21 protein-coding genes are annotated in these 25,196 nt (G+C 67.9%); 6 read left to right on the top strand and 15 right to left on the bottom strand.

The features are described 5' to 3' along the window. Positions 1-36 precede the first annotated feature (36 nt). A complete protein-coding gene (locus tag AB4Z55_RS23710; RefSeq protein WP_004020742.1) occupies positions 37-1,347 on the bottom strand; it encodes a hypothetical protein in 1,311 nt (436 codons plus the stop codon). 117 nt (positions 1,348-1,464) lie between these two features. Between AB4Z55_RS23710 and AB4Z55_RS23705 the strand changes: the two genes are divergently transcribed. Then, complete coding sequence (locus tag AB4Z55_RS23705) at positions 1,465-1,938, top strand: DUF1772 domain-containing protein (protein ID WP_239400302.1); 474 nt, start codon at positions 1,465-1,467, stop codon at positions 1,936-1,938. Positions 1,939-2,178: 240 nt separating this feature from the next. Here the strand turns inward: AB4Z55_RS23705 and AB4Z55_RS23700 are convergent, their stop codons facing one another. The 3 genes from AB4Z55_RS23700 to AB4Z55_RS23690 all read right to left on the bottom strand — a co-directional run bounded on the left by AB4Z55_RS23700 (position 2,179) and on the right by AB4Z55_RS23690 (position 5,018). Then, the gene (locus AB4Z55_RS23700) at positions 2,179-3,510 is read right to left on the bottom strand and encodes a VOC family protein (RefSeq protein WP_239400300.1); all 1,332 of its coding nucleotides are present in this window, start codon (positions 3,508-3,510) and stop codon (positions 2,179-2,181) included. Continuing rightward, entirely contained in the window at positions 3,507-4,046 is a 540-nt protein-coding gene (locus AB4Z55_RS23695) for an RNA polymerase sigma factor (RefSeq protein WP_369520702.1), read from the bottom strand. Before AB4Z55_RS23695 ends, AB4Z55_RS23700 begins: the two co-directional genes overlap by 4 nt. Positions 4,047-4,133: 87 nt before the next feature. Further along, complete coding sequence (locus tag AB4Z55_RS23690) at positions 4,134-5,018, bottom strand: alpha/beta fold hydrolase (protein ID WP_369520701.1); 885 nt, start codon at positions 5,016-5,018, stop codon at positions 4,134-4,136. Between the two features lie 68 nt (positions 5,019-5,086). Between AB4Z55_RS23690 and AB4Z55_RS23685 the strand changes: the two genes are divergently transcribed. Beyond that, positions 5,087-5,689 carry a TetR/AcrR family transcriptional regulator gene (locus tag AB4Z55_RS23685; protein ID WP_239400294.1) on the top strand — a complete coding sequence of 201 codons (603 nt, stop codon included), beginning with the start codon at positions 5,087-5,089 and terminating at the stop codon, positions 5,687-5,689. Positions 5,690-5,691: 2 nt separating this feature from the next. On the opposite strand, the gene AB4Z55_RS23680 is transcribed toward AB4Z55_RS23685, so the two are convergent. The 5 genes from AB4Z55_RS23680 to AB4Z55_RS23660 all read right to left on the bottom strand — a co-directional run bounded on the left by AB4Z55_RS23680 (position 5,692) and on the right by AB4Z55_RS23660 (position 13,194). Beyond that, positions 5,692-7,257: a GMC family oxidoreductase gene (locus AB4Z55_RS23680; RefSeq protein WP_369520700.1), complete on the bottom strand. Its 1,566-nt coding sequence runs from the start codon at positions 7,255-7,257 to the stop codon at positions 5,692-5,694. Continuing rightward, on the bottom strand, positions 7,254-8,777 hold the full coding sequence (locus tag AB4Z55_RS23675) for an aldehyde dehydrogenase family protein (RefSeq protein ID WP_369520699.1): 1,524 nt from the start codon (positions 8,775-8,777) through the stop codon (positions 7,254-7,256). The genes AB4Z55_RS23680 and AB4Z55_RS23675 overlap by 4 nt, the downstream gene beginning before the upstream one ends. Then, positions 8,774-10,915, bottom strand: a complete 2,142-nt coding sequence (gene betT / locus AB4Z55_RS23670; protein ID WP_369520698.1) for a choline BCCT transporter BetT — start codon at positions 10,913-10,915, stop codon at positions 8,774-8,776. The genes AB4Z55_RS23675 and betT overlap by 4 nt, the downstream gene beginning before the upstream one ends. Positions 10,916-10,987: 72 nt before the next feature. Next, positions 10,988-11,743 carry an enoyl-CoA hydratase/isomerase family protein gene (locus tag AB4Z55_RS23665; RefSeq protein ID WP_369520697.1) on the bottom strand — a complete coding sequence of 252 codons (756 nt, stop codon included), beginning with the start codon at positions 11,741-11,743 and terminating at the stop codon, positions 10,988-10,990. Then, on the bottom strand, positions 11,740-13,194 hold the full coding sequence (locus tag AB4Z55_RS23660; protein WP_004020732.1) for a 4-hydroxyphenylacetate 3-hydroxylase N-terminal domain-containing protein: 1,455 nt from the start codon (positions 13,192-13,194) through the stop codon (positions 11,740-11,742). Before AB4Z55_RS23660 ends, AB4Z55_RS23665 begins: the two co-directional genes overlap by 4 nt. 423 nt (positions 13,195-13,617) lie before the next feature. On the opposite strand from AB4Z55_RS23660, the gene AB4Z55_RS23655 reads away from it, so the two are divergent. Beyond that, positions 13,618-14,472 carry an NAD(P)-dependent oxidoreductase gene (locus AB4Z55_RS23655; RefSeq protein WP_064569247.1) on the top strand — a complete coding sequence of 285 codons (855 nt, stop codon included), beginning with the start codon at positions 13,618-13,620 and terminating at the stop codon, positions 14,470-14,472. Positions 14,473-14,549: 77 nt separating this feature from the next. Here the strand turns inward: AB4Z55_RS23655 and AB4Z55_RS23650 are convergent, their stop codons facing one another. From AB4Z55_RS23650 to AB4Z55_RS23640, 3 genes are all read right to left on the bottom strand, one after another. Then, positions 14,550-15,920 carry an MFS transporter gene (locus AB4Z55_RS23650; protein ID WP_064569224.1) on the bottom strand — a complete coding sequence of 457 codons (1,371 nt, stop codon included), beginning with the start codon at positions 15,918-15,920 and terminating at the stop codon, positions 14,550-14,552. A gap of 219 nt (positions 15,921-16,139) precedes the next feature. Further along, complete coding sequence (locus AB4Z55_RS23645; RefSeq protein WP_369520696.1) at positions 16,140-16,796, bottom strand: TetR/AcrR family transcriptional regulator; 657 nt, start codon at positions 16,794-16,796, stop codon at positions 16,140-16,142. Positions 16,797-16,824: 28 nt separating this feature from the next. Further along, positions 16,825-17,706: a TetR family transcriptional regulator gene (locus tag AB4Z55_RS23640; protein WP_369520695.1), complete on the bottom strand. Its 882-nt coding sequence runs from the start codon at positions 17,704-17,706 to the stop codon at positions 16,825-16,827. A 298-nt stretch (positions 17,707-18,004) separates the two neighbouring features. On the opposite strand from AB4Z55_RS23640, the gene AB4Z55_RS23635 reads away from it, so the two are divergent. The 3 genes from AB4Z55_RS23635 (at position 18,005) to AB4Z55_RS23625 (ending at position 22,382) form a co-directional block, all read left to right on the top strand. Beyond that, positions 18,005-20,545, top strand: a complete 2,541-nt coding sequence (locus tag AB4Z55_RS23635; RefSeq protein ID WP_004020727.1) for an ATP-dependent Clp protease ATP-binding subunit — start codon at positions 18,005-18,007, stop codon at positions 20,543-20,545. A 137-nt stretch (positions 20,546-20,682) separates the two neighbouring features. Then, complete coding sequence (locus AB4Z55_RS23630) at positions 20,683-21,549, top strand: enoyl-CoA hydratase-related protein (RefSeq protein WP_064569226.1); 867 nt, start codon at positions 20,683-20,685, stop codon at positions 21,547-21,549. A 335-nt stretch (positions 21,550-21,884) separates the two neighbouring features. Next, the gene (locus AB4Z55_RS23625) at positions 21,885-22,382 is read left to right on the top strand and encodes an HNH endonuclease (protein WP_004020724.1); all 498 of its coding nucleotides are present in this window, start codon (positions 21,885-21,887) and stop codon (positions 22,380-22,382) included. 30 nt (positions 22,383-22,412) lie between these two features. Here AB4Z55_RS23625 and AB4Z55_RS23620 read toward each other — a convergent pair whose 3' ends face one another. From AB4Z55_RS23620 to AB4Z55_RS23610, 3 genes are all read right to left on the bottom strand, one after another. Continuing rightward, entirely contained in the window at positions 22,413-23,072 is a 660-nt protein-coding gene (locus tag AB4Z55_RS23620; RefSeq protein WP_369520694.1) for a DUF305 domain-containing protein, read from the bottom strand. Next, a complete protein-coding gene (locus AB4Z55_RS23615; RefSeq protein WP_369521055.1) occupies positions 23,069-24,544 on the bottom strand; it encodes an LVIVD repeat-containing protein in 1,476 nt (491 codons plus the stop codon). The genes AB4Z55_RS23620 and AB4Z55_RS23615 overlap by 4 nt, the downstream gene beginning before the upstream one ends. Before the next feature lie 247 nt (positions 24,545-24,791). Beyond that, complete coding sequence (locus AB4Z55_RS23610; RefSeq protein WP_239400275.1) at positions 24,792-25,118, bottom strand: hypothetical protein; 327 nt, start codon at positions 25,116-25,118, stop codon at positions 24,792-24,794. Positions 25,119-25,196 lie beyond the last annotated feature (78 nt).

Below are 25,196 nucleotides of genomic sequence, written 5' to 3'. Positions count from 1 at the left end.
AGACGGTTGACGATGCAACGATCGGGGCAAAAGCGGTCAGTTCGGCCGCAGCACCGACAACGTGCTGCCCTCGCTGACGGCGATGTATCCGTCGACGACCCGGACGAGACCGGGAGACGACAGACCGCGCTCCCAGGCGGCGGTGTTGGCCGGGGTGAGGCCGGTCAGTACTCCCTGATTGACGAGGACCATGGTGGTGCCGCTGGAACCGACGCACCGCGGGTTGGCGAGGATCGGTTGTTGCGGACCGGGCGGCGGCCCGCTGCCGACGTGTGTGCCGTCGGCGAGTGCATACGTCGTGCGCGAACCGTCGAGGCGGCCGAAGTTGACGAGGGAGCCGCACGCGACGGCATTGGCCTTGGACAGTTCGCCGTCGCGGATCTGCCACAGCGCGCCCGGGCGCGCCGGATCGCGGACCTCGTACTGGCCTTCCGCGGCGAACACCCGGTTCGCGGCGTTGAGGACGGGCAGGGTCGACGGCCCCGGCAGCACGCGCAGGCCGTCGGCCTCGGCGACCGGATCGGCGTCGACCCGCCCGTTCACGGTCGCGTAGGTGACGACCTTCTCCTCGCCGTACGCCTGATGGTCGACGGTCACCCCATTCGGGTAGAGCCTGATGGAGCACTGGTCGCAGCCGATGCGGTCCTCCCCGGTGGCCGGGTTGACCAGATGCTGACTGGCGTCGGCGGTCTTGATGATCACAATGTCGCCGGTGACGTCGATGCCGACGATCGGCGCCGCGAACGTCCGCGCCCAGATGCTCTTGCCGGCCGGGGTGTTGAGCGTGACCTGGTGCCCGACCCGGTTGACACGCAGGAAGTTGGTGCCGAGACCCTCGACGGCCTTGGTGTCGAGGTACTCCGCCGTGCGGGTCGGGAGCCCGGCGTCGTCGACGAGGTAGAAACCGTCCTCGAGCGGGGTGCCCAGCTGTACCGCGCAACCGACCTGGCCCGCCTCGTTGACCGCGCAGTCGCCCTGCCCCGCGTTGATCGGGTTGTCCCACAGCAGTTTTCCGGTACGGCGGTCCACCATCACGAACGAGCGTCCCAATCCGGACGGGTACGTGATGAGCCACCCCTCGTCGGAGGTATCGGCGATCTCGATGGTGACCTCGCCGGAGTAGTCGGGCAGGTCCTCCTGGCCGACGATCGTCCACGCCGTTCCCGGTTCGCGTTCGTATCCGCGCAGCTCTCCGTACGCGTACTCGCCGTCGTCGGTTCGGGCGTCGCCGCTCGCGAGCACCACGCCGCCGGTCAGGACCAGCGCGGCGCACAGGACGACGACGATGGTCCCGATGCCGAACGGCAGACGCGCGGACAGGGCCCGGACGCGAGAGCGAGAGGACATGGATAAGAGTCAACCATGACGGTGGTGGCCGGTCCGGAGTCGGGAGTCGGACGACGGAGCAGGAAATCCGCCGGTCCGGTCATGGTTTTCCGGCGTGTGACGCGCTGGACTGTTCCCATGGACGTGGTGCGCGACGTGATGGTGACCCTGGCGATCGTGACCACCGGACTCAGCGCCGGTGTGCTGGCGGGATTCGGCTATGCCGTGATCCCCGGTCTGACCCGGGCCGGTGCCGACGTGGCGGTCGCGGGGATGCAGCGGATGAACAGTGCCATCCTCAACCCGATCTTCGCGGTCATCTTCGGCGGCGGCGTGGCGTTCGGGGCTTTGACCGTCTGGGCCGGCTGGGGATCCGGCCTTCGCTGGTGGGCCCTCACCGCGACGATCCTCACCGCACTCGGCGTCGTCATCACGATGGCCGCCAACGTCCCCGCCAACAACCGCCTCGACGCTGCCGGTGCGGTTCGCGGTGACGAGGCGGTGCGGATCTGGACGCGATTCACCGCCGTCTGGGTGCCGTGGAACATCGTGCGTTCCGTGCTGACCACCGCCGCCGTGGTGGTGCTGGTCGTCGGGGTGCTCGTGGGGTGACCTTCTGCTGGTTGAGCGTGGCGACTTTCTGCTGGTTGAGCCGGCCCCGAGCGAAGCCGCCGGGCCGAGCAAGCGACGAAGGAGCGCGTCGAGGTCGAGGCGCCGTGTCGAAGCCACTAGGTGACCTCGACTCGGTGACCTCGACGAGCGCGGCGGCCTCGCTGCGCTCGGTCGACGCTGCTCGGCCAGCGTGGTGGTGTCTTCTGCTGATGGCGCCGTGTCGAAGCCACTCGCCGGAACTCAGAACAACTGCCCGAGGTAGAACTGTGCGCCCTGGTCGTCGGTGCAGCGCGCCGAGATGCCGTACGGTGCGGTGTTCGGTTCCTCGAGCACCGTGCCGCCGGCGGCACGGACGCGCTCGACCGCGGCGACCACGTCCTCGGTCGTCCACATCGGCACCGCCACCGAGCTCTCTGCGCCACCGGCGAGACCGACCTGCGGCCGGGAGTCGTCCACTTCCCAGCCGTCGTCGATGCGTCCGCCGTGGAATGTCCAGCCGAGCACCGACCCGTAGAACGCGCGGAAGCGTCCGCTGTCGGGAGTCAGCACCGTCAGATAGGTCATGGCCCCGGGATCGCGCGGGTGTGTCTGCGGCCGGACGTCGCCGGGCTCGGGGGCGTAGACCGCGAAGCGGACGCCCTGGTCGTCGACGGCGTCGACGACGCGGTGACCGTCAGGACTGGCGCCGAACTCACCCTGTCCGCCTGCCGCGACGATGCGCCCATGGGCCGCGTCGAGGTCGTCGACGGCATACGCGCAGAACATCGTCGGCGCACCGTCGGTCTCGAAGATGCCGAGTCGGTGGCCCACGTTGGTGACGCGCCTTCCCTCGACGTCGAACTCCCAGCCGAGGACGTCGCCGTAGAAGCGCCGGGCGCGGGCGGCGTCGGGCGTGTTGAGGGACATGTAACCGATGTCGCCCTGGTGGACCGTTTCGGCGGTCGTGATCTTCGACGGTCCGCTCAGCATCCACCGGTGTCCGAACGGATCGACGATGACCGCCGTGCGGGCGCCGTGGGCCTCGTACGGTTCGCGGGTGACCGCGGCCCCGGCGCGGGCGGCCGTCGAGACCGCGTCATCGGTGTCGTCGACGGCGACCATCAGGCTGACCGACACCTGCCCGGGTGCGGGTGCCCGGAGTCCGAGGTCGGGGAACTCGGCGGCGAGATAGATTGCACCCCCGCCCAACTCGAGTTCGGCATGACCGATCACGCCGTCCGACATCACGATCGGCTCGCCGCGCAGCCGGGCGCCGAACGCGTCGACGTACCAGTCGATCGCGGCCTGCGGTTCGGCGACGACGAGATAGGGGAGGGCACCGGGACGTTCGACGGTCGGTTCCGTCTCGACCCCGGTACCGGCCGACGTGGTCTCGGGTACGTCGAATTGTGTTGCGGTGGCCATGACGACTCCTTCGGGTAGTGTCACCCCGCGCTCGAGGCGATCACGCAGCGCATCGGCGAAATCGCGGTCGGGACGGACCGGATCGTCGAAGCCCGGGGTGCTCGCCGCGTTCAGGACGTGCAGCGGATCTCGTGTCGCGTCGAAACGCGAGCTGTTCCGGGTACTCATGCGTGACCTCCTCTCCCGCTGGGCTGGGGTTGTGTCTCGGGATAGGCGGCACGGAACGCGCGCTTGGCCCTGGTGAGAAGCGCCTCGGTCGCGCCGACCGTGCGGCCCAGGATCTCTGCGCACTCACCGACGGGGAGATCGTCGACGTAGCGCAGGGTCAGGACCGATCGATGGACCGGCGACAGCTGGCCGAGAGTGTGGTGGGCGACCATCCGGTCGAGTTCGGTGTCCCAGGGGTCGTCGCCGCGTTCGGGCAGGTTGTCGACGGGCTCTGGGGTGCGCTGGGCGCGTCGCCAGTGGTCGGCGAGCTTGTGCCGGGCGATCCCGATCAGCCACGGGGTGGTCGGTTCGGTCTCCCGGCGTCGTCGGACCGAGTCCATCGCGGCCAGAAAGGTCTCCGACGTGACGTCTTCGGCGGTTCGACGATCCGTGCAGCGGCGCACGACGAAGCCGTACACCTCCGGCAGTGCCCGGTCGTAGACGGCCAGCAATCCCTCTGGTCCCCGGGCCGACGAACCCGGTTGGTCGCTGCTCACATCTCTATCGTCGCGGCCCGGCACCGAAATCCGACGCCGGTGGCGGAAATTCTTTCGACCGCTCGACTTCGAGCACCGTCCCGACGGTCAGGGCGAGGTGAGATCGCCGACGGTGAGCTCGGCGATCTGGTCGGCGAGGGCCACCGGCTGATCGAGGGACACGAAGGTCCGCGCGTCGGGAACCTCGACGAATTGCGCGCCGCCGGGGAAGGCCGCGGCCAGCCGGCGTCCGTGCGCCGGGGTGAAGCATCGGTCGTCGCGCCCCCAGACCAGGCGGACCGGGAGGTCGACACCCGACATCCGCGGGGTGATCTCCGCCAGTTCGGCCGGACTGATGCCTCGCAGGAATGCGATGAAGTCGTCGCGGATGCGTTCGTCGGTCTGTAGCGGCTCGAACACCGAGCCGGTGAGTTCCGGATCGGGATCGTTCAGCAGCAGACCGACCCCCAGTGCCGAATGGCGCAACGCGCGCAGTCGCATCGCGACGGCCAGGGGCTTCAGCAGCACCCGATTCCTCATCAGCGCGAAGTACAGGCGGAACGGCTGCGGCGGGAAGAGATCGAACGCATCGCAGTTCGTGAACACCAGCCGGCTGACGAATCGTGGGTCGTCGCCGAGGGCGAACTGGGTGATGGCGCCGCCGGAGTCGTTGGCCACGAGGGTGGCGGGGGACAGGTCGAAGCGGGCGACGAACTCACGCAGGAGCCGGCTCATCCCGCGCGGTGACCGGTCCGCTCCGGGCCCGAGCGGAATGTGATGAGACCCCAGGGGCATGAGGGGGACGAAGCACCTGAATCCGCGTTCGGCGAGCAGGAGTGCGGTCGGTTCCCACAGGCGATGGTCGACGACGGCACCGTGGACGAAGACGACGGGCGGGTGCCCGGAGTCGGCGGGTCCGTAGGTGGCGTACTCGATGACGCCGGACGGCAGCTCGACGGTCGGCAACTCGGAGGCCGGCGGTGCAGTTGTCATGGCGAGACCCGCTTCTCGTAGACTCGGTAACTTACGAACACTGAGTACGAAAGTTACGTGCAAACTGTATGAAAGTCAATCGTCGTACCCAGGCCGAGCGGACCGCGGCCACCCGCGCGGCGCTCATCGCCGCCGGACGCAAGCTCTTCGGCGAGCGCGGCTTCGCCGACGTCGGGACCCAGGAGATCGTCGCCGAAGCCGGTGTCACGCGCGGTGCGCTCTATCACCAGTTCGATGACAAGAAGGGCCTGTTCGTCGCCGTCTACGACGACGTGGAGCAGTCGATCGTGGCGCAGATCGCGACGGCCGTGGGGGAGCGCGCCGGCGAGGATCCGCTCGCCGCACTGAAGGCGGGCATGCGCCTCTTCCTGCGGCTGTGCACCGAGCCGGAGGTGCACCGCATCACCCTGGTCGAGGCGCCATCGGTGCTGGGCTGGAGCGAATGGCGCGCGCGCGGTGAGGAATTCGGATTCGCGCTGGTCGAGGGGCTGATCGCGGCGGCGATCGCGACGGGGCAGGCGGTCGAGCAGCCCACCCGCCCGCTGGCCCATGTCGCGATCGGCGCGCTCGACGAGGCGGCGCTCTTCGTCGCCGCGGCCGACGATCGCGAGGCCGCCACCGAGCAGGTCGCCGCGGTCCTCGAGCGGATCGTCGACTCGTTCGCGACCTAGTCTCAGATCTCCGCGCGCACCAGCTCGGCACAGCGCTCGCCGACGAGCATCACGGTGAGATTCGGATTCACCGTCGTGTGCTCGGGGAACACCGATGCATCGGCAACCCGCAGGCCCGCAACACCTTTCACGCGCAGTTCGGGGTCCAGCGGCGACAGCTCGTCGTCGGGTGGACCCATCCGCACGGTGCCCACCGGGTGGTAGACGGTGTTGTGGGTGCGGGTGATGTAGTCGGCCAGTGCGGCGTCACTCGTGGTGTCGGGGCCCGGATACAACTCGCGCGCAATCCAGTTCGCCAGGGGTGCGGCGGCAGCGATCTCGCGGGCCTTCCGCAGGCCGGCGATCATGATCCGCATGTCGTAGCCCTCGACGTCGGTGAAGTACCGGGGATCGACCCGCGGCTTGTCGCGGAAGTCGCGGGAGCGCAACGCAACCGTGCCCCGTGACCGGGCGTGCGTCACATTCGGTGTCAGGCAGAAGGTGTTGTCGCTGGTCGGATAACCCTGACGCAGCGTGTGCATGTCGAACGGCACGCTGCCGTAGTGCATCATCAGATCCGGCCGGGTGAGGCCCTCATCGATGGTGGTGAAGATGCCCGCCTCCCACCACTGGGTCGACTCGCGGATCATCGGCTTCGAGGTCTCGAATCCGATCACCCCCTCGGGGTGGTCCTGGAGGTGTTCACCGACCCCCGGTGCGTCGACGAGGGCCTCGATCTCGTGCTCGCGGAGGTCGTCGGCCGGACCGATCCCGGACAGCATCAACAACTTCGGCGAGTCGATCGCGCCCGCCGAGACGATCACCTCGCGCCGGGCCTCGATCTGTGTCGTGCGACCGAACGCGTTGTCGGTGATGTCGACGCCCACGGCGCGCAGCTCGCCGTCGACCCTCTCGATCACCACTCGCTTCGCCCACGACCCGGTGCGGACGGTGAGATTCGGCCGATCGAGGTGCGGATGCAGGTAGCTGACCGATGACGAGGCGCGTACCCCGTCGGGTCGCCGGTTGATCTGGAAGAAGTTGGCTCCGTTGACGACCGTCGTACCGCTGTTGAACTCGACACGGGGGATGCCGACCGCCTCGCAGGCGTCGAGCACGGCGACGCCGCACGGGTCGTTCGGCGGCACGGTCATCAGGTGGACCGGTCCGTTGCGTCCGTGATGTGCGCCGGGTGCCCCGTTGGTCTCGATCTGCGGATAGAGTCGGTACAGTTCCGCCGAACCCCATCCGGCGCAGCCGAAGTCGCGTTCCCAGGAGTCGAGGTCTTCGCGAGGTGCCCAGAAGGCGATGCAGCTGTTGTGTGAACTGCAGCCGCCCAGCACCTTGGCGCGGGCGTGCCGCATGAAGTCGTTGCCGTTCTCCTGCGGCTCGATGGGATAGTCCCAGTCGTACCCGGATTCGAGGAGTTCCATCCACCGGTCGAGCCGGAGGACCGCGTCGTCGCCGACGTCGGACGGACCGGCCTCCAGCAGGCACACCGAGATCGAGGGGTCCTCGGACAACCGCGACGCCACCACGGCACCGCCGGAGCCGCCGCCGACGACCACGTAGTCGTACGTCTCGCTCATCGCCGATCCTCCCGGCCGTCTCGGTCCTCGAACCACCCGGTGACCCCTGGTCGGAGGTTCTCGTAGACGTGCTTGGCCTCGCGGTACTCCGCCAGCCCCGACGGTCCGAGTTCCCGGCCGAAGCCGGATTGGCCGTACCCACCCCACTCGGCCTCGGGCAGATACGGTCCGAAGTCGTTGACCCACACCGTGCCGGCCCGGATCCGTCCGGCGATGCGGCGGGCGCGGGCGGCGTCCGCCGACCAGACCGCGCCCGCCAACCCGTAGACGGTGTCGTTGGCCAGGGTCACGGCTTCGTCCTCGGTCGTGAAGGTCTCGACGGTGACCGTGGGTCCGAACGCCTCGTCGTGCACGCAGGCCATCGAACGGTCGGCCCCGTCGATCACGGTGGGCAGATAGAACCATCCGTCGTCGAGGCTGCCCGATTGGTGATCGCCCGTGGCGAAGGCGCCACCGGTTCGGATGACGGCGCCGTCAGCACGGGCCTGCTCGACGTAGGCGTGCACCTTGTCGCGGTGTGCCGCGGAGATGAGCGGACCGGTCTCGGTGCCCTCGGCATAGGGGAGCCCCAGGCGGATGCGTTCCGCGCGGCGGACGAGTTCGTCGACGAAGCGGTCGTGCGCGGACTCTTCGATGATGAGTCGCGCTCCGGCCGAACAGACCTGACCCGAGTGCAGGAACGCGGCGTTGAGCGCATTGTCGACTGCGGCGGCGAGCAGGTCGTCGGTGGCGCAGGCGTCGGCGAACACGACGTTCGGGTTCTTGCCCCCGAGTTCGAGCGCAACCTTCTTCACCGTCGCCGCCGCCTCGCGGGCGATGACCCGGCCGGTGACCAGTCCACCGGTGAACGAGACGAGGTCGACGTCGGGGTGCGCGGACAGGGGGGCACCCGCCGCGGCCCCCGCCCCCAGCACGAGGTTGCCGACGCCCGCCGGGAGACCGAGATCCTCGAGGACGCGCATCAGCAGGATCGACGTGTGCGGGGTCAGTTCGGCGGGTTTGAGGATGAAGGTGTTGCCCGCGGCGAGCGCCGGTGCGACCTTCCAGGCCGCTTGCAGCAACGGGTAGTTCCACGGGGTGATCAGTCCGCAGACCCCCACCGGCTCGTACACGATGCGGGAGTCGGCATCGGGTGATCCGGTGTCGACCACGCGACCGGCGTCGGTCGCCGCGAGCTTGCCGAAATATCGGAAGCAGTGGCCGATGTCGGTCATGTCGAGGTCGGATTCGTATGGCCGTTTGCCGGTGTCGAGTGTCTCGGCCCGGACGAATTCGTCTCGGCGCTCGTCGATCTGGCCGGCGACGCGGAGGAGAAGATCGCCACGTTCGGCAGCCGGTGTGGCGCTCCAGTCGCCGGCGTCGAAGGCGCGCCGCGCCGCCGCGATCGCGTCCTCGGTGTCGGCCGCCCCGGCCTCGGCAACCACGCCGACGACCGAGTTGTCCGCGGGGCAGCGGATCTCGCGGGTCTGACCGGAGGCGGCGGACCGCCAGCGGCCGTCGATGTAGAGGGTCTCGGTCATCGAGCCGGTGCTCCTTCGGAACTGCTGTCGGGGATGTCCGTGTCGCTGTCGGGCACGCTACCGTCGCCGGCGCCCGGATCGGGTGCGGGCTCGTGGTGGTCGCCGGCGGCATCCCGCAGATGCAGGTAGCCGAGATGGCGTTCGTACTGGTCGAGGATGTCGCCGATGATCTGGTCGCGGGTGTACCCGGTGAGCGAGTAGCCCTGCGACCCCTCGGTGAGATACACCTCGCATCGGAAGTAGCGATCGTCGGATCGCTGGGTCCGCACCGCGTACGTCGGGGTCGGCGCCGAGACCGGCCACACGCAGTACTCGAAACGGGGGACCTCGGCGAGTTCGACGACGAGGCGCGGCGACGGCAACCCCTCGTTCTCGGCCGATTCGTCGACGGTCGCGGTGATCCCTTCGCGACCGAACTGTTCGGCGACCTCGGTCATCGCCGGAACGACGTTGGCTCCGATGAACTTCCGCGTGGCGGCCGGGCCGGGGAAGCGGAGGGTACCGATGAGGCGCTGTCGCCAGCTGCCGTGTTCGGTGGGACCGCGTCCGACGGCGATCACCTTCGGCAACGTGGTCCGGAAGCTGTCGAGTTTCACCGACTCGTTGCGGACGGCGCGGAGCAACGAGATGCCGATGAGCCCGAGCACGAAGGAGAACGGCAGGCCCATGATCACCGTCGCGGCCTGCAGCGTCAGGATGGATCCGTCACCGCCGCCGGCGAACAGCATCGACAGCGTCAGCAGGCCGATCGCCACCGACCAGAAGATGCGAAGGGACCGTGCGCAGTCGGCCATCGGGTCGTCGAGTCGACTGGTGAAGTTGCCCATGACGAGGGAGCCCGAGTCGGCGCTGGTGACGTAGAACAGCAGGCCGGTGATGGTCGCGATACCGATGAGCAGCGTCGAACCGGGATATTGCTCGAGCAACGAATAGAACCCGGCTTCGGGTGTGGAGGCCGTCGTCTCGGCGAAGTCCGCATCGCCGCGGGCAACCTGCAGGGCACTGTTCCCGAAGATGGAGATCCACACCAGGATGAAGCTGAACGGGACCACCAAGACGCCGAAGATGAACTGGCGCAACGTACGTCCGCGCGAGATGCGCGCGAGGAAGAGTCCGACGAACGGCGCCCAGGCCACCCACCAGGCCCAGAAGAACAGGGTCCAACCGTCGACGAAGGCGCGGGCGTCGTTGCCGGGCGGCGGGTTCACCTGGTCCCAGGCGAAGGTGTCGAGCGTCCGGTCGGCGAACGTGGACACATAATCTCCCGCGTTCTGAACGAGCCCGTTGAACAGGAAGTCGGCGTCTTTGGCGACCGTGATGTAGACGAGCATGCAGATCGCCAGGATCACGTTGATCTCGGAGAGGCGCCGAATGCCCTTGTCCACGCCCGATGTCGCGGACGCGGTCGCGATCACGACCGCCAGGACGATGAGACCGATCTGCGCGGCCTTCCCCTGCTCGATCCCGAAGATCTCGTTCAGCCCGAAGTTGAGCTGGACGACGCCGATGCCCAACGAGGTGGCGATGCCGAAGATGGTGCCGAGGACGGCCGCGACGTCGATCGCGTCGCCCCACCGACCTTCGACGCGTTTGCCGAAGATCGGATACAGCGCCGCTCGGATCGTCAGCGGGAGATTGTGCCGGAAGGCGAAATAGGCGAGCGCACCTCCCATGAGCGCGTACATCGCCCACCCGGTCACGCCGTAGTGGAAGACCGTCCATGTGACCGCCTCGCGCGCCGCCGCGTTGGTCTCGGCGAGTCCGGTCGGCGGGTTGAGGAAATGGGTGACGGGTTCGGCGACGGAGAAGAACATCAGGTCGATGCCGATACCCGCGGCGAACAGCATCGACGTCCAGGTGAAGAGGCTGTACTCCGGACGCGATTCCTCCGGCCCCAGCCGATAGCGCCCGTACTTGCTGAGGCCGAGGAACACCACCAGACCGACGATGGCGGTGGCGAGGACGAAATACCACCAGCCGAACCACCGGGTGATGAAGTCACGGACGTCGTTGATCGTCGACTCGGCCGCCGCCGGTGCCGCCAGCGCCCAGACGGCGAAGGCGACCACGATGACGCCCGAGGCGACGAAGACGGTCAGGTTGACCCGGTGCGACCGGGGTCGAGCGTCGCTCGTCATGGGCTACGACGCTAGTCCGATCACCGACGAATCGGGCGGTTTGGGCGAATCACCCCATGCGGCTGGGCCTCGTCACCCGGCGAAACGCGCGAGCAGTGCGCCGGTCTCGGTGCCCGCACCAAGCCGCGCGATGGTGGCGGCCTCGTCGTCGAGATGATCGGCGAAGGTCCGGCCGAAGGACGCCCGTGCGAGGCGTCGTGCGTGCCCGATCGCGGCCGTGGGCCGGTCGAGCAGGAGCGCGACGACATCGTCGGTGGCACTCTCGAGTTGCTCCGCCTCGACGACCTCGTGGACGAGTCCCCAGTCCAATGCGGTTGCTGCGTCGATCTTCTCGTTCCGCACCAGCATGCGTAGCGCGCGCCCCAATCCGACGGTCCGGGGCAGATTGATCGATACACCGCAGTCGGGGGAGAGCCCGATCGTGGAATACGCGGCCACGAACGACGTCTTCGGTGTCGCGATCACCACGTCGGCGGCGAGGACGAGACCCAGACCGCCGCCGGCCGCGGTGCCCTGGACCGCGGCCACGACGGGAACCGGCAGGCGGTCGAGCGCGATGAGGGATCGATGAACCGACCCGGCGAGTTCGGCGAGGAACCGTTCCCGGTCGGGCGCGGCGGCCATGCCGTGGACGTCGCCACCGCCCGAGAAGAGCCGGCCGGCCGCGGACAGCCGGACGACACGGACGCCGTCGCGTTCGATGCTCTGCACCGCAGCGGCGAGCCCCTCGGCGACGTCCATGTCGAGGGCGTTCGCGGCGTCGGGCCGGTTCAACCGGATGTCGGCGACACCGCGGTCGTCGATGGCGAAGTCGAGGCCGCTGGTCATCGTGCTGCCCCCACCGGTGCGTCGAGTTCGGTTCCGGGAATGGGTGTTTCGGCAGCGGCACGCAGCACCGCGTCGACGGCCGCACGCGCCCGGGTGCTGTCGTAGGCCCGCGCGATCTGCATCTTCTCGGCCTCCAGCGAGCCCTCGGCATGGGTGGCCAGAACCGATTGGTAACCGCCCCACTGACCCGCGGTCAGATCGCCGATCAGGTGGATGAGCCGCAGGCGCTCCTCCGCCGGCCTCGCTGCGGCGAAGTACTTCTCCAGGACCGCACGGACTTCGGGGTCATCCCAGTCATGGCCGCCGGGTCCGGTGACCACGAGGCCGCCGGCAAGGTCGAGCAGGGTGGCCGCGGCCTGGTGGAACCCGTGCGCGAAGTGGTACTTCGCCATGTTGACCGCCAGCGGATCGGGAAGATGAATCCCGTTGCCGCCGTTGCGCGCGCGGACCGCGGCCAGCTCGGCGAAACCTCGCACCGTCTCGGCGTAGGTGATCAGTTCGGTCAGCTTGGTCTTGACGTGGCCGGCACCGGCGATGCCGTTGGCCTCCGCGATCCCGATGGCGGCGCCGACCAGCAGATCGAGGATGGGGAGTTTGTAGTTCACCGCGGTGAAGCGGTGGTAGTCGACGAAGGCGAGCGCCAGCGGGCCGGCGAGTTCGGGCTCCCGGTTGAGGAACACGCGCTCCTTCGGTACGCGGACCCGATCGAACACCGTCAGGCTCTCGAGCAGCTTGTGCCTGGACGAGATCGGGTGCTCGAAGGCGTGGTGGTCGCCGTGCAGGTACGGGGACACGTAGAGCGTCAGACCCTCGGTGTCGACCGGGATCGCGAAGCTCACCGCCCAATCGCGGTCGGCCTCCGACATCGCGCGTGTGGGCAGCACGATGAGTTCGTCGGCGTTGGCGCTGAACGAGGTGTGGACCTTCGCGCCGGACACGGTGATCGAGTCGGCATCCTCGTCGACGATCCGCAGATAGTGATCGGGATCGGGCTGGCGATGCGGGGGGAGTGACCGGTCGCCCTTCACATCGGTCTGGGCCACCGCAAGGGCGACGTCGTTCTCGCAGCAATATCGGTAGAACGCTTGGGCTTTGGCAAGGCTGTCGCCCGACAACGCGCGCAGGAGGGCGAACAGTGCGTCACTGCCCACCTCCTTCAGCACGATCGTCCCGGCGCCCATGCGGGACAGGGTCTCGATGAGGCGACCGCGATTGCTGATGTCCTCCGCGGTGCGCGGCACCCGGTAGAACGCGGTGTAGGGCCCGTCGCCGTCGTCGGCGACAGCGAGATCCGGCTCGGTGCGCGAGATCTCGTAGGCGAGCGACGAATGGGCGATGGCATCCGCGAATTCGTCGAACGCGGTGACGTCGTCGATCCTCTCGCCGCGGTAGACGACGCGCCTGTTGTCGCGGAGGCCCTCTCGATAGGCCTGCGGGTCCCGGATGGCCACAACTGTCCCCTCTCGGTTGTTCACCCGCCGTGAGCGAGCGATCGCTCGGACAAGCATGCCTCTTCACCCGCGGTGGGGTCAAATGCATCCAGGCTCTGGGCGTGGGCTCGGGTGGGCGATCGTGGTGTCGGACTCGTGTGTGCCGGGTGGGCGGCGCCTGTCGTGACGTGGTCATTGATTGCGCATGACCAGATTCGGACGCTAGGCTCGGCGCAGCCGAACAGGGGTGGTCCAGGCCGGGGGCGGCCGTGCCGCCTCGGCGTCAGGTGCATCTGGGAAAGCAACCGCCAGCGACGCCACCCTTCGTGCAGTGTTTAGTTAAATCAAACAGACGGCGTGTGAGGCAGGCCGAACGAGTCGGCCCTCGCCTCGCCGTCCCGAACGCTCACACCCTGACAGGTGTGGGCTCCGAAAGGACTCACCGTGACACCGACCCACACCCCCGACGATTCGCTGCAGGGCCGGACCCTGTTGATCTCCGGCGGCAGCCGAGGGATCGGCGAGGCCATCGCGGTGGCGGCCGCGGCGCGCGGCGCCAACATCGCGCTCGTCGCGAAAACCGCTGACCCGCATCCGAAACTCCCCGGAACCATCCACACGGCGGCGGCCGCGATCACCGAGGCCGGCGGACGGGCGCTCCCCATCGTGGGCGACGTCCGGAACGACGACTCGGTGGCCGAGGCCGTCAGCCGCACCGTCGAGCACTTCGGCGGCATCGACATCGTGGTCAACAACGCCAGCGCCCTCGATCTGACGCCTGCCGAGAAGATCGACATGAAGAAATACGACCTGATGCAGGACATCAACGCACGAGGCGCCTTCGCGCTGACGAAGGCGGCGATCCCGCATCTGCGGGCGTCGGAGAATGCGCATGTGCTGACGCTCTCGCCGCCGATCGATCTCGATCCCAAGTGGTTCGCTCAGATCGGCACCGCGTACACGATCTCGAAGTTCTCGATGTCCATGGTCACCATCGGCCTGGCCGCCGAGCTGAAAGCCGATGGCATCGCAGTCAATTCGCTGTGGCCGCGGACCACCATCAACACCGCGGCCGTGCGCAACATCCTGAGCGAGGAGCTCGTCGCCCGGAGTCGGAAGCCGAGCATCATGGCCGACGCCGCGATGAGCATCATCACCAAACCGGCCTGGCTGGCGACCGGGCAGTGCTTCATCGACGATGACGTCCTCGCACGAGACGGTGTCCGTGATTTCGAGCAGTACCGCGTCGTGCCCGGGGACGAGGAACTCGAGCTCGACTTCTGGATGAACTGGAACTGAACCACCACGACGGCGCCGGGTCATCAAGGACGATGACCCGGCGCCGCCGCGTTGTCTTGGTTGCCGGTCGTGGGTGACTATCGAACCGGCTGAGCCTGTGGCTGCGTGTCGTCGACGCCGGCCGAGGCCGGTGAGTCGAACTCGCCGTGATAGCGCTTCTTGACGATGACGTACAGGCAGAGCAACGACGCGGCGGCCAGCAGGGTCAGGAAGAGCCCGACGCGCCAGGCGTTGTCCGGGTTGCCGTTGATGATCGCGACCATCACGAACGGCGCGAACCCGCCGACGATCGCCGAGATCTGGTAACCCAGGGACGCGCCCGAGAAGCGGATCTCCGGTGGGAACAGCTCGGCGAAAAGTGTTCCCTGCGTGCCGGTCTGCAATGCCATCGCCACGACGCCGACGAGAACGGCGACTGCGAAGGGCCAGATGGACGTCGGCGAAGACGACCCGATCAGCAGCCACATCGGGATGGCCCAGATCATCATGGCCGCCGAGCCGATCGCGAAGACCAGTTTGCGGCCGACGCGATCCGACAGCCAGCCGAAGGCCGGAACCAGCGGGACCATCACGACGCAGGAGATCAGAATCCAAGTCAGCACAGTGGATCGCGCGACGTCGAGGTAGGTCGTCACGAACTGCACCGAACCGGTGATCATGATGTAGAAGAAGACGATTCCGATCGTGTTCGCGCCGGCGGCCATCAGTATGGTCCCCGGGTTGCGGCGGATGACGTCGAGCATCGGGGAGCGCTGCACGTCGGGTGTCTGTGCGATCTTGGCCGCGACTGCCTTGAATTCCGGTGTCTCCTCGAGGAACCGATGGATGGCGAACGCGACCGGGAGCATGACCAGGCTGATCCAGAACGGGATTCGCCAGACCCAGGACAGGAACGCGTCCGAACTCGACAGCCCGGTGGCGAGCAGGAACGCGACATTGCCCAGCACCAGGCCGATCGGCACGCCGAGCTGGGCGAAACTGCCGTAGAACCCACGCAGATGTGCCGGTGCGTTCTCGGTGGCGATCAGGACGGCACCTCCCCACTGTCCGCCCACGGCCAGGCCCTGGCAGATGCGGAGGATCACGAGGAGGGTCGGTGCCAACCACACCGTCTGGGTGTTGGGCACGCAGCCGATCAGGAAGGTGGCGACGGCCATCAGGCACACCGCCCCGACCAGAACGGGCTTGCGGCCGTAGCGATCACCCAGTTGGCCCGCGAGAATGCCGCCGATCGGCCGGGCGATGAAGCCGACGGCGACGGTGGCGAAGGAGTTGAGTGCGGACACGACGGTGCTGTCGGTGGCGAAGAACGTCACGTTGAACACCAGCGCAGCCGCGGTGGAGTAGATGAAGAAGTCGTACCACTCGAGCGACGTCGAGATCGCGGCGGCGATCGACGCTCGAGCCGAACGGGGTGCCGGCCGTTCGCCGGTGTGATCTGTGGGCACGGAGATGCTCCTGGCTCAAGGGGGTGCCCGGCCGACGGAATCGAGCCACGGCCGTTCTTCCGGGGGTCGCCGTGAGGTCGTCGAAGGTGCGGCCGTCGGGCCGGAGGGGTGTTCCCGGACACAGTCCGCGCCGAGTGTCGGTCACGTCCCAGCTCCGGGGTAGCTGGAGATTAGCCAACCCCGATCGAAACAGTCAACCCGTACTCTTACGGGTGGAGGTCAGACCTCGAGGAGTACGAGGGCAGTGTCCGTCCACTGCGGCAGATGGGGGTCGCGCCGCGGGTCCCGGTGATCGAAGGCGTAGGCGAGGGCGACCCCGCGCATGCTGGTGAAGAGGATCTCGCGCAACTGCGCGTAGCGCGGGTGGCCGACCAGCTCGGGGCCCCACATCCGGTCGATGCTCGATCGGATCACGCCCCCGAGGTGCCGCTCCACGGGAAGCAGCGCGCCGGCGATCCACTCGTTGGTCCTGGACGCGGTCCAGAGTTCGACCGCGGCCCAGAAATGTGGCTCGTGGAACGACATCCACATCATCTCGACGACGTTCGTGACCCTGGTGGAACCCGTGACATGGCCGTCGATCTCGGCCACCGCGCGCGCTGTGGTCGCCGCCACCCGTTCGGCGGCGAGGTGTCGGGCGGCCGCCACGAGCAGGTCCTCCCGGGAGGGGAAGTGATGCAGTAACCGGCCGCGCGAGACGCCCGCCCGTGCCTGGATCGCCGACGTCGTCGCCCCGGCGAAGCCGTGCTCGATCAGGCAGTCGACGGCTGCCTCGAGAATGCGTCGCTGGCTGGTGATGGTCCGCTGTTCGCGGCGAGTGGGCGCCGCCTCGGCATGTGCTGCCGTGCCGGCCGGTGCCTCGGGTGAACTCACCATGCCAATATACAAGTCAGAGTTGACTTGTTCATGAGGTCGGCGGTTGGTATCGCATGATCCCCAGGGCGTAGTCCACGTATTCGGCTGCCAGTTGTTCCGGGGTGAGCCGACCGTCGGGCTGCCACCAGGTCGGCAGGGCGGTGCACATCGTGACAACGGCGCGTGCGGCGTCGTCGGGATGCGGTGGCCGGAAGTGTCCGAGGGCACCCGCGGCGTGTACCTGCTCGTCGACCAGCGCTTGTTGACGGTTTCGTCGCCGGCTGACGTTCCGCTGGTTGGACGGTTCGAGCGCTCGCACCTCGCTGGAACCGAGAAATCCGAGCCGGCGGCGGTGCGTGTGGTAGAGCGCGAGGTTCTCCACGAGCGCACAGAACTTCCCGACGGCGTCGTCCTCGCTCGCCGCCGCGGCCGCGGCTCGCCATTCGAGATCCGCCATCGTGCGGTCGAGGATGTCGACCAGGATGAGCTGCTTGCTCGGGTAGTAGTTGTAGATCCCGGGCACCGACATCCCGCACCGCGTGGAGATCCGTCGCATCGTCGTCCCGTGATATCCGACCGCCAGGAACTCCTCGACGGCGGCCAGCAGGATGGGGGAGAAGTCGAGCGGGCCGTACTGCCGCCAATCCCCGTGAACGACGGCCGCGGCCGGTGCGCCGGTCGCCCCACGCCGCGGCACCGTGCCCTCGATGATCTGGGTGACGCCGACCCCGAGAGCGGCCGCGATCGCCTCGAGCCGATCGACGCGCAGGCCCGTTCTCCCGTTCTCGATCTGGCTCAGCGTCGCGGGACTCACGCCGATGGAGGCGGCCAACGACCGTAGACTCACCCCGGCGGCCTCGCGCGCTCGCCGGACCCGCACCCCGGCGGCGGACCGGGCCGTACTGTCGTCGATCGGCTCTCCCCGGGACACGCACCGCAGTCTAGGTTCTCCGGATGGGCCCGGGCGAGGAGGTGCGGGCCCGTCGGCGCCGCGTTCGCTCTCGGCGTAGCCGCCCGGGAACACCGCCCCGGCCAGCGCAGTTGTACTGTGCACATCCCCGCCGCATCGGTGGATCCATGCACTCTACGCAGGCGTTAACTGCAGGTGCACCCGAGACGACCTCTAGAGTGGAAGCAGGCTGGTCGTCGTCTATCCGCACCGGTGGTCCTCCGGGACCTCCGAGGTGGTCTCCGCGGCGGCCGGGGCGCTAGCAATGTGAGGGAGAACAATGTTCGAACGGTTCACCGACCGCGCGCGTCGGGTTGTGGTTCTGGCCCAAGAAGAAGCGCGCATGCTCAACCACAACTACATCGGTACCGAGCACATCCTCCTCGGCCTCATCCACGAGGGCGAGGGCGTGGCCGCCAAGGCGCTCGAGTCGCTCGGGATCTCCCTGGAAGGGGTCCGCAGCCAGGTCGAGGAGATCATCGGCCAGGGCCAGCAGGCACCGTCGGGACACATCCCGTTCACCCCGCGCGCCAAGAAGGTGCTGGAGCTCTCGCTGCGCGAGGCCCTGCAGCTCGGCCACAACTACATCGGTACCGAGCACATCCTGCTCGGCCTGATCCGTGAGGGCGAGGGCGTCGCCGCCCAGGTGCTGGTGAAGCTCGGCGCCGACCTCAACCGGGTCCGCCAGCAGGTCATACAGCTCCTCAGCGGATACCAGGGCAAGGAGCCGCAGGAGGCGGGCACCGGCGGACGCAGCAGCGAGTCCGGCACCCCGTCGACCTCGCTGGTCCTCGACCAGTTCGGTCGTAACCTGACCGCCGCGGCCTCCGAGGGCAAGCTCGACCCGGTCATCGGCCGGGAGAAGGAAATCGAGCGTGTCATGCAGGTGCTCAGCCGCCGCACCAAGAACAACCCGGTGCTGATCGGTGAGCCCGGCGTCGGCAAGACCGCCGTCGTCGAGGGCCTCGCGCAGGCCATCGTCAACGGCAAGGTCCCCGAGACACTCAAGGACAAGCAGCTCTACACCCTCGACCTCGGTTCGCTGGTCGCGGGCAGCCGCTACCGCGGTGACTTCGAGGAACGCCTCAAGAAGGTGCTCAAGGAGATCAACACCCGCGGCGACATCATCCTGTTCATCGACGAGCTGCACACGCTCGTCGGCGCAGGTGCCGCCGAGGGCGCGATCGACGCCGCCAGCATCCTCAAGCCGAAGCTGGCCCGGGGCGAGCTGCAGACCATCGGTGCGACGACCCTCGACGAGTACCGCAAATACATCGAGAAGGACGCCGCCCTCGAGCGTCGCTTCCAGCCCGTGCAGGTCGGCGAGCCGTCCGTCGAGCACACCATCGAGATCCTCAAGGGTCTGCGCGATCGGTACGAGTCGCACCACCGCGTCTCCATCACCGACGGTGCGCTGGTCGCGGCTGCGACGCTGGCCGATCGCTACATCAACGACCGGTTCCTGCCGGACAAGGCGATCGACCTCATCGACGAGGCCGGTGCGCGGATGCGCATCCGCCGGATGACCGCGCCGCCAGACCTGCGGGAGTTCGACGACCGCATCGCCGATGCCCGCAAGGAGAAGGAAAGCGCGATCGACGCGCAGGACTTCGAGAAGGCCGCCAGCCTCCGCGACAAGGAGAAGCAGCTGGTCGCCGAGCGGGCCGAGCGTGAGAAGCAATGGCGCAGCGGCGACATGGACGTCGTGGCCGAGGTCGACGACGAGCAGATCGCCGAGGTCCTCGGCAACTGGACCGGTATCCCGGTGTTCAAGCTCACCGAGGAGGAGACCACCCGTCTGCTCCGCATGGAGGACGAGCTGCACAAGCGGATCATCGGCCAGGAGGACGCCGTCAAGGCGGTGTCGAAGGCCATCCGTCGTACGCGCGCAGGCCTGAAGGATCCGAAGCGTCCGTCGGGCTCGTTCATCTTCGCCGGCCCGTCCGGCGTCGGTAAGACCGAGCTCTCCAAGGCGCTCGCGAACTTCCTGTTCGGCGAGGACGATGCGCTCATCCAGATCGACATGGGCGAGTTCCACGATCGCTTCACGGCGTCGCGCCTGTTCGGTGCGCCTCCCGGATACGTCGGCTACGAAGAGGGCGGCCAGCTCACCGAGAAGGTGCGCCGCAAGCCGTTCTCGGTGGTGCTGTTCGACGAGATCGAGAAGGCCCACTCGGAGATCTACAACACCCTGTTGCAGGTCCTCGAGGACGGTCGCCTGACCGACGGTCAGGGTCGCACGGTCGACTTCAAGAACACCGTGCTGATCTTCACCTCGAACCTCGGTACCTCGGACATCTCCAAGGCCGTGGGCATGGGCTTCTCGTCGAGCGACGGCACCCAGTCGAACTACGAGCGGATGAAGCAGAAGGTCAACGACGAGCTCAAGAAGCACTTCCGGCCCGAGTTCCTCAACCGCATCGACGACATCGTCGTGTTCCACCAGCTCACGCGTGAGGAGATCATCCAGATGGTCGATCTCATGCTGACGCGCGTGGAGGGTGCGCTGAAGAACAAGGACATGGCGCTCGAGGTCACCGACCGCGCGAAGTCGCTGCTGGCCAAGCGTGGGTTCGATCCGGTGCTCGGTGCACGTCCGCTGCGTCGTACGATCCAGCGCGAGATCGAGGACCAGCTCTCGGAGAAGATCCTGTTCGGCGACATCGCTCCCGGACAGATCGTGCTGGTCGACGTCGAGAACTGGGACGGCGAGGGCGACGGCGAAGACGCCCGGTTCGTCTTCACCGGCTCGGAGAAGCCGCGCATGGTTCCCGACGCACCGGTCGAGCTCACCAAGGCCGGCGAAGCCGACGCGAGCTGACACCAGGTCCGTCTGAGCTGATCTGACACCACTGACGGCGGCGTCACCCGACACGGGTGGCGTCGCCGTTGTGGTGTTTCCTGGGACGGATTGACACAGGCGACGTGGAGTGTCCCAGCGCCCGATAGCATCGACCTGTGACGAGCGATACATCAGAGGTCGGGCGCAAGTCCCGGCAGGACCAGCCCACCATCACCGTCGAGCGGGATGGCGAGATCGCGATCTTCCGGCTCAACCGGCCCGATCGGCTCAACGCCTTCACCCTGCAGATGGGTGAGGAGTTGCGCGCCGCGTTCGACGACACCGACGCCGATGACTCCGTCCGAGCGGTGGTGATCACCGGCAACGGACGCGCGTTCTGTGCGGGTGCGGATCTCGAGGCGGGTGGATCGTCGTTCGACGCCTCGTCTGCTGTCGAGTCCGATGAGATTCCCGCGGACGAGGGCGGCAAACTGACGCTGCGGATGTTCGCCTCGCTCAAGCCGATCGTGGTGGCCGTGAACGGGCCGTCGGCCGGTGTCGGCGTCACGATGACGCTGCCCGCCGACGTCCGCATCGCCTCGGAGGATGCGAAGTTCGGCTTCGTCTTCGCGGCGCGAGGCCTCGTACCCGAAGCCGCGTCGAGCTGGTTCCTGCCCCGGCTCGTCGGACTGCCGACCGCACTGCAGTGGACGATCGGCGCCAAGATGGTCCCGGTCGCCGAAGCCCACGAGCGCGGACTGGTCCAGCAGGTGGTGCCCAAGGAGCAGGTCCTCGACACCGCGATCGCCGTCGCCCGCGAGATGACCGCGAACAGTGCGCCCGTCTCGGCGGCCCTGACCCGGCAGCTGCTCTGGCGGATGGCCGGTGCGCCGAGCCCGCTCGACGCCCACCACGCCGACTCGAAGGCGATCTTCTACCGCGGGCAGTCCGGTGACGTGTACGAAGGCGTCATGTCGTTCCTGGAGAAGCGTCCGGCGACCTACCCCAACACCGTCTCGGACGATCTGCCCGAGATCTTCTGAGCGTCGGCATCGCCGCGGTGGCGGGTGAAAAAGTCCTGCAAACAGCCCGTGTGAACTGGGTGAACATCCGAACACGCCGGACATAAACGGTGGCAGTGCTCATCGACCGCGGTTATCGTGGCGACAGAGCAGGCCAGACCAACGAGAGGAGGTGACGCAGATGTCGATGGGTGACAAGGCTTTCGCCGGCGAGTGGCGGACGGCCCCATCCGAGCGTCGATGCGGACTGAAATCCGACGGCAGGCCCGGACCGATCACATCACGCGTCACCAGTTCCTGAGGTCATGAACCTCGGTGGTCGGCGCACTCACTCGCCCACGCATCGAGGAGCTGTCATGACCATCTTCGTCACCAATGCCGGACTGCAGATCCTGGCGCGCGTCACCTGGCGTCGTGCGGCCGTCCTGCTGACCACCGAGGTCGCGCGGAACGTCGAGGGCACCCCGCTGGTTCGCGTCGTCCATTCCCCGACGCTGTCGCTGCCCATTCACAAGGTGGTGGCGATCAAGCGAGATGCCTACCGCCCGTTCGCCGGTAAGACGATGGACTCGTATGCGTCGAACGCGACCATCCTGCGCCGTGATCAGTGGATCTGTGCGTACTGCGACGGACCGGCAGACACCGTCGACCACATCGTCCCGGTGTCGCAGGGCGGCCCGAGCACGTTCGGCAATCAGGTCGCGGCATGCAAGTCCTGCAACGGGTTCAAGGCCAACCGGACGCCACGCAAGGCGGGGATGGCACTGCGGCACGCACCGTTCGTCTACGACCCCTGGGCGGCGGACCAGAAAGAGGTGTGGGAGATGTTCACCCTGCATCCGAAGACCGATTGAGGCTGACGCCGATTCGTTGACGACCCGTGATCAGGTCGGCAGCGGGTCGGCGCCGCGCTCCTTGAGCAGCATCGTCATCACCCCGATCTCGTCGCCCTGGTCGCCGATCATCATGAGCGCCAGATCTTTTGTCGCGGACCCCGAACGCGCGTCGTTGTAGGCCGCCTGGGCCATCGACATCCCGCCGCGATGGTGCCGGATCATCAACTGCAGGAACAAGATCTCCGCCTCGTCCGGTGGCAGCGTGGAGAGTCGGCCGACCTCGTCGATGCTGGCCATGCCCGGCATCGGCGGAAGCGAGTCGTCGGGTCCGGCGCCGTGGTGGGAGTGCCCGCCGGACATCCAGGACATCGGCTCCGTCGCGGTGATCGGCTGGTCGAACCACTGCAGCCAGCCTCGCATGGTCGCGGTCTCGGCGGTCTGCGTGTACACGATCCGGTCGGCGACACCGCGGATCTGCGGTGTGACCCCGGGTACCGCGCCGATCGTCCGCGACATCAGGATGGCCTGGTCGTGATGCGTCGACATGTCCTGGGCGAACCCGATGTCCGACAGGCTCATCGCGGACGAGTCGTGGTCGCGTCCCGGCCACACCGCACCGATGACGACGCCCATGGTGACGAGCAGGGCGGCGGTGACGCCGAGGACAGCCGCCCGCACCAGCGGGACGCCGGGCCGACGACTGCTCATCCGATCGAGGAGTTCTGGTCCGGCGGCGGGGTGTACACCGCGGGACTCAGCCGCAACACCTGGAAACCGCCGTCGGAACAGGTGACCCGCAGCTCGTTGCCCCGGAACTCCGGCGGGGACATGCACCAGTCGGTCGACATGTCGCCGCCGACGACCATTCCGCTACGCGGACCGACCATCTCGTTCAACCGGACCTTGCCGTTCGCGATCGACATCCCGAGACTGAGGAATTCGACGGCGGGCACACCCAGCAGCGAACCGACGACGTGCGGCGAGTTGGGTGTCTCCAGCAGGGTCGTGCCGGTACGGGCCGGCGGGTTGTAGTAGGCGATCTCGCGAATCCGGTCGAGGTCGCGGATGTCGAAGACGCGGATGCCCGACGACTCCCAGCCGCATGCCAGGGCGGTGGGATCGTTCGGCCGGTCGACCGCGCAGTAGTGCGGATTGCTGCTGAACAGCGAACCGCCGGTCGACGACCGCAGGTTGGTGTCGAGGTTCTCCGGGAGATTGATCTCGAGTTTGATCTGCGCGGTGTAGCGGGGTTTGTTCACCCTCGTCACGTCGAAGATCTTCACCCCGCCGGAGCCGGCCTCGTCCGCGGTGACGATGTGCGGCCGGCCGCGGTAGGTGATCGGGATCGAATGCTGGTTGAGCTGGCCGTCGGGCCACAGATACGCGGCGACGTGGGGGACCTGGGGGTGCGGCCGTCGGCGCTGGACGTCGCTGATGTCGAGCACGGTCACCCCGGCCATGTTGGACAGGAACATCCGATTGCCGTCCGGCGAGACGCCGAAGCCGTGCCCGAGAAACGAGTGGAGCCCCTGCCAGATGACGCGGGGCGACCGGGGATCGGCGATGTCGATCGCGCTGAGGTGACCGGGGAAGACGCCGGAGGCCCAGTAGGTGCGGCCGTCGGGGGAGAAGCCGCCCTCGTGCGAGGTGAACGGGAGTGGCGTCGACGTGCCCGGTCCCCTGTTGAGGAGTTTGGGGCGGGCGCAGTCGGAGATGTCGTACACGGCGAAGAAGCCGCCGCCCCACAGCAGCGGCACCGAGGTCGCGGCGAGGAGCTTGCGCTCCTTGTTGACCTTCAGGGTCTCCCAGGTGCCGCCGCGCATCGCCGGGTCGGTCAGCGAGCCGACCACTCGCGGTGCGCGGGGGTTCGAGGCGTCGATGACCTGAACGCCCGGCGGGTTCACCCAGTTGTTCCCGGGGAACAGGCTGCCGGTGTAGCTGCAGTTCTCGAAGTTCGCCGACACGATGCCACCGCCCGCGCCGCGCACCCCGCCGAGTCGCGTGATGTTGCAGCGGTAGCCGCGCATGCTGCGTCCGGACAGGCGATCCTCGGCGCTGACGTCACCCTGCAGGCCCGGTTCGGGTTGCGACCCGGGGCCACACTCGGCCCGGGGAACCGAGACCTCGGAGATGTCGGGGAACAGGTGGTTGGCCGCCTGTGCGGGTGCGGCCACCAGCATCGTGGCGAGGAGTGTCGCGCCGGCGGCGAGACACGTGACGGCGCGGGATCGTCGGCGCCATCGCCCTGCCGGGCGGGCCGAAACGTGCGCGTCGAATCGAACTGGCATCATCGCATCCCCCGATCATGATCTGAGTCACGCTAGCGGGCGGGGTGAGACGACACGGCGGAATCGTCGAATCGGCCCCGACGCAGACAACCGGCCCGGGATCGCCGGACCGGCTGTCGATGGAGGGGATGGAACCCGGTCAGACGGCGTCGCCGCCGTCGATGCTGCCGAAGTCGCCGACCTCGACGTTGCCCTCGTCGTCGACGGCGGTGTCGAAGGTGCCGTCACCGTCGGTGTCGGCCACTGCGATGTCGGTGAGACCGTCGGCGTCGGTGTCGGCTTCGATGACGTCGATCTCGCCGTCGGCATCGGTGTCGTAGGCGATGGAGTCGGCCTGGCCATCGCCGTCGGTGTCGAGGATGGCGTCGGTGGTGCCGTCACCGTCGACATCGGTGAGTGCGGCGTCGACGGCTCCGTCGCCGTCGGTGTCGACGAGAACGGCGTCGGCGGGGATCTCGGTGCTCATGGTGGGTCCTTCCACGTGGATCGCTGAGGGTGGTGGAGCGCTGCTGGTGCAGTGCTTCCGGGCGGTTCGTGTACTTGG

Origin of the sequence: Gordonia sp. ABKF26 (assembly GCF_041103195.1) — a bacterium.
GTDB classification, from domain to species: Bacteria; Actinomycetota; Actinomycetes; order Mycobacteriales; family Mycobacteriaceae; genus Gordonia; species Gordonia terrae.
Note: the sequence above shows the minus strand (reverse complement) of the source record. Positions and strands in the feature narration are given on the sequence as shown.

Coding starts and splice junctions, on each gene's coding strand:
- AB4Z55_RS23665 (WP_369520697.1), bottom strand. CDS start 11,743: ATGACCAGCGGCCTCGACTTCGCCATCGACGACCGCGGTGTCGCCGAC.
- AB4Z55_RS23685 (WP_239400294.1), top strand. CDS start 5,087: ATGAAAGTCAATCGTCGTACCCAGGCCGAGCGGACCGCGGCCACCCGC.
- AB4Z55_RS23675 (WP_369520699.1), bottom strand. CDS start 8,777: ATGACCGAGACCCTCTACATCGACGGCCGCTGGCGGTCCGCCGCCTCC.
- AB4Z55_RS23680 (WP_369520700.1), bottom strand. CDS start 7,257: ATGAGCGAGACGTACGACTACGTGGTCGTCGGCGGCGGCTCCGGCGGT.
- AB4Z55_RS23625 (WP_004020724.1), top strand. CDS start 21,885: ATGACCATCTTCGTCACCAATGCCGGACTGCAGATCCTGGCGCGCGTC.
- AB4Z55_RS23705 (WP_239400302.1), top strand. CDS start 1,465: ATGGACGTGGTGCGCGACGTGATGGTGACCCTGGCGATCGTGACCACC.
- AB4Z55_RS23645 (WP_369520696.1), bottom strand. CDS start 16,796: ATGGTGAGTTCACCCGAGGCACCGGCCGGCACGGCAGCACATGCCGAG.
- AB4Z55_RS23610 (WP_239400275.1), bottom strand. CDS start 25,118: ATGAGCACCGAGATCCCCGCCGACGCCGTTCTCGTCGACACCGACGGC.
- betT (WP_369520698.1), bottom strand. CDS start 10,915: ATGACGAGCGACGCTCGACCCCGGTCGCACCGGGTCAACCTGACCGTC.
- AB4Z55_RS23620 (WP_369520694.1), bottom strand. CDS start 23,072: ATGAGCAGTCGTCGGCCCGGCGTCCCGCTGGTGCGGGCGGCTGTCCTC.
- AB4Z55_RS23635 (WP_004020727.1), top strand. CDS start 18,005: ATGTTCGAACGGTTCACCGACCGCGCGCGTCGGGTTGTGGTTCTGGCC.
- AB4Z55_RS23700 (WP_239400300.1), bottom strand. CDS start 3,510: ATGAGTACCCGGAACAGCTCGCGTTTCGACGCGACACGAGATCCGCTG.
- AB4Z55_RS23690 (WP_369520701.1), bottom strand. CDS start 5,018: ATGACAACTGCACCGCCGGCCTCCGAGTTGCCGACCGTCGAGCTGCCG.
- AB4Z55_RS23710 (WP_004020742.1), bottom strand. CDS start 1,347: ATGTCCTCTCGCTCTCGCGTCCGGGCCCTGTCCGCGCGTCTGCCGTTC.
- AB4Z55_RS23615 (WP_369521055.1), bottom strand. CDS start 24,544: ATGCTGGTGGCCGCACCCGCACAGGCGGCCAACCACCTGTTCCCCGAC.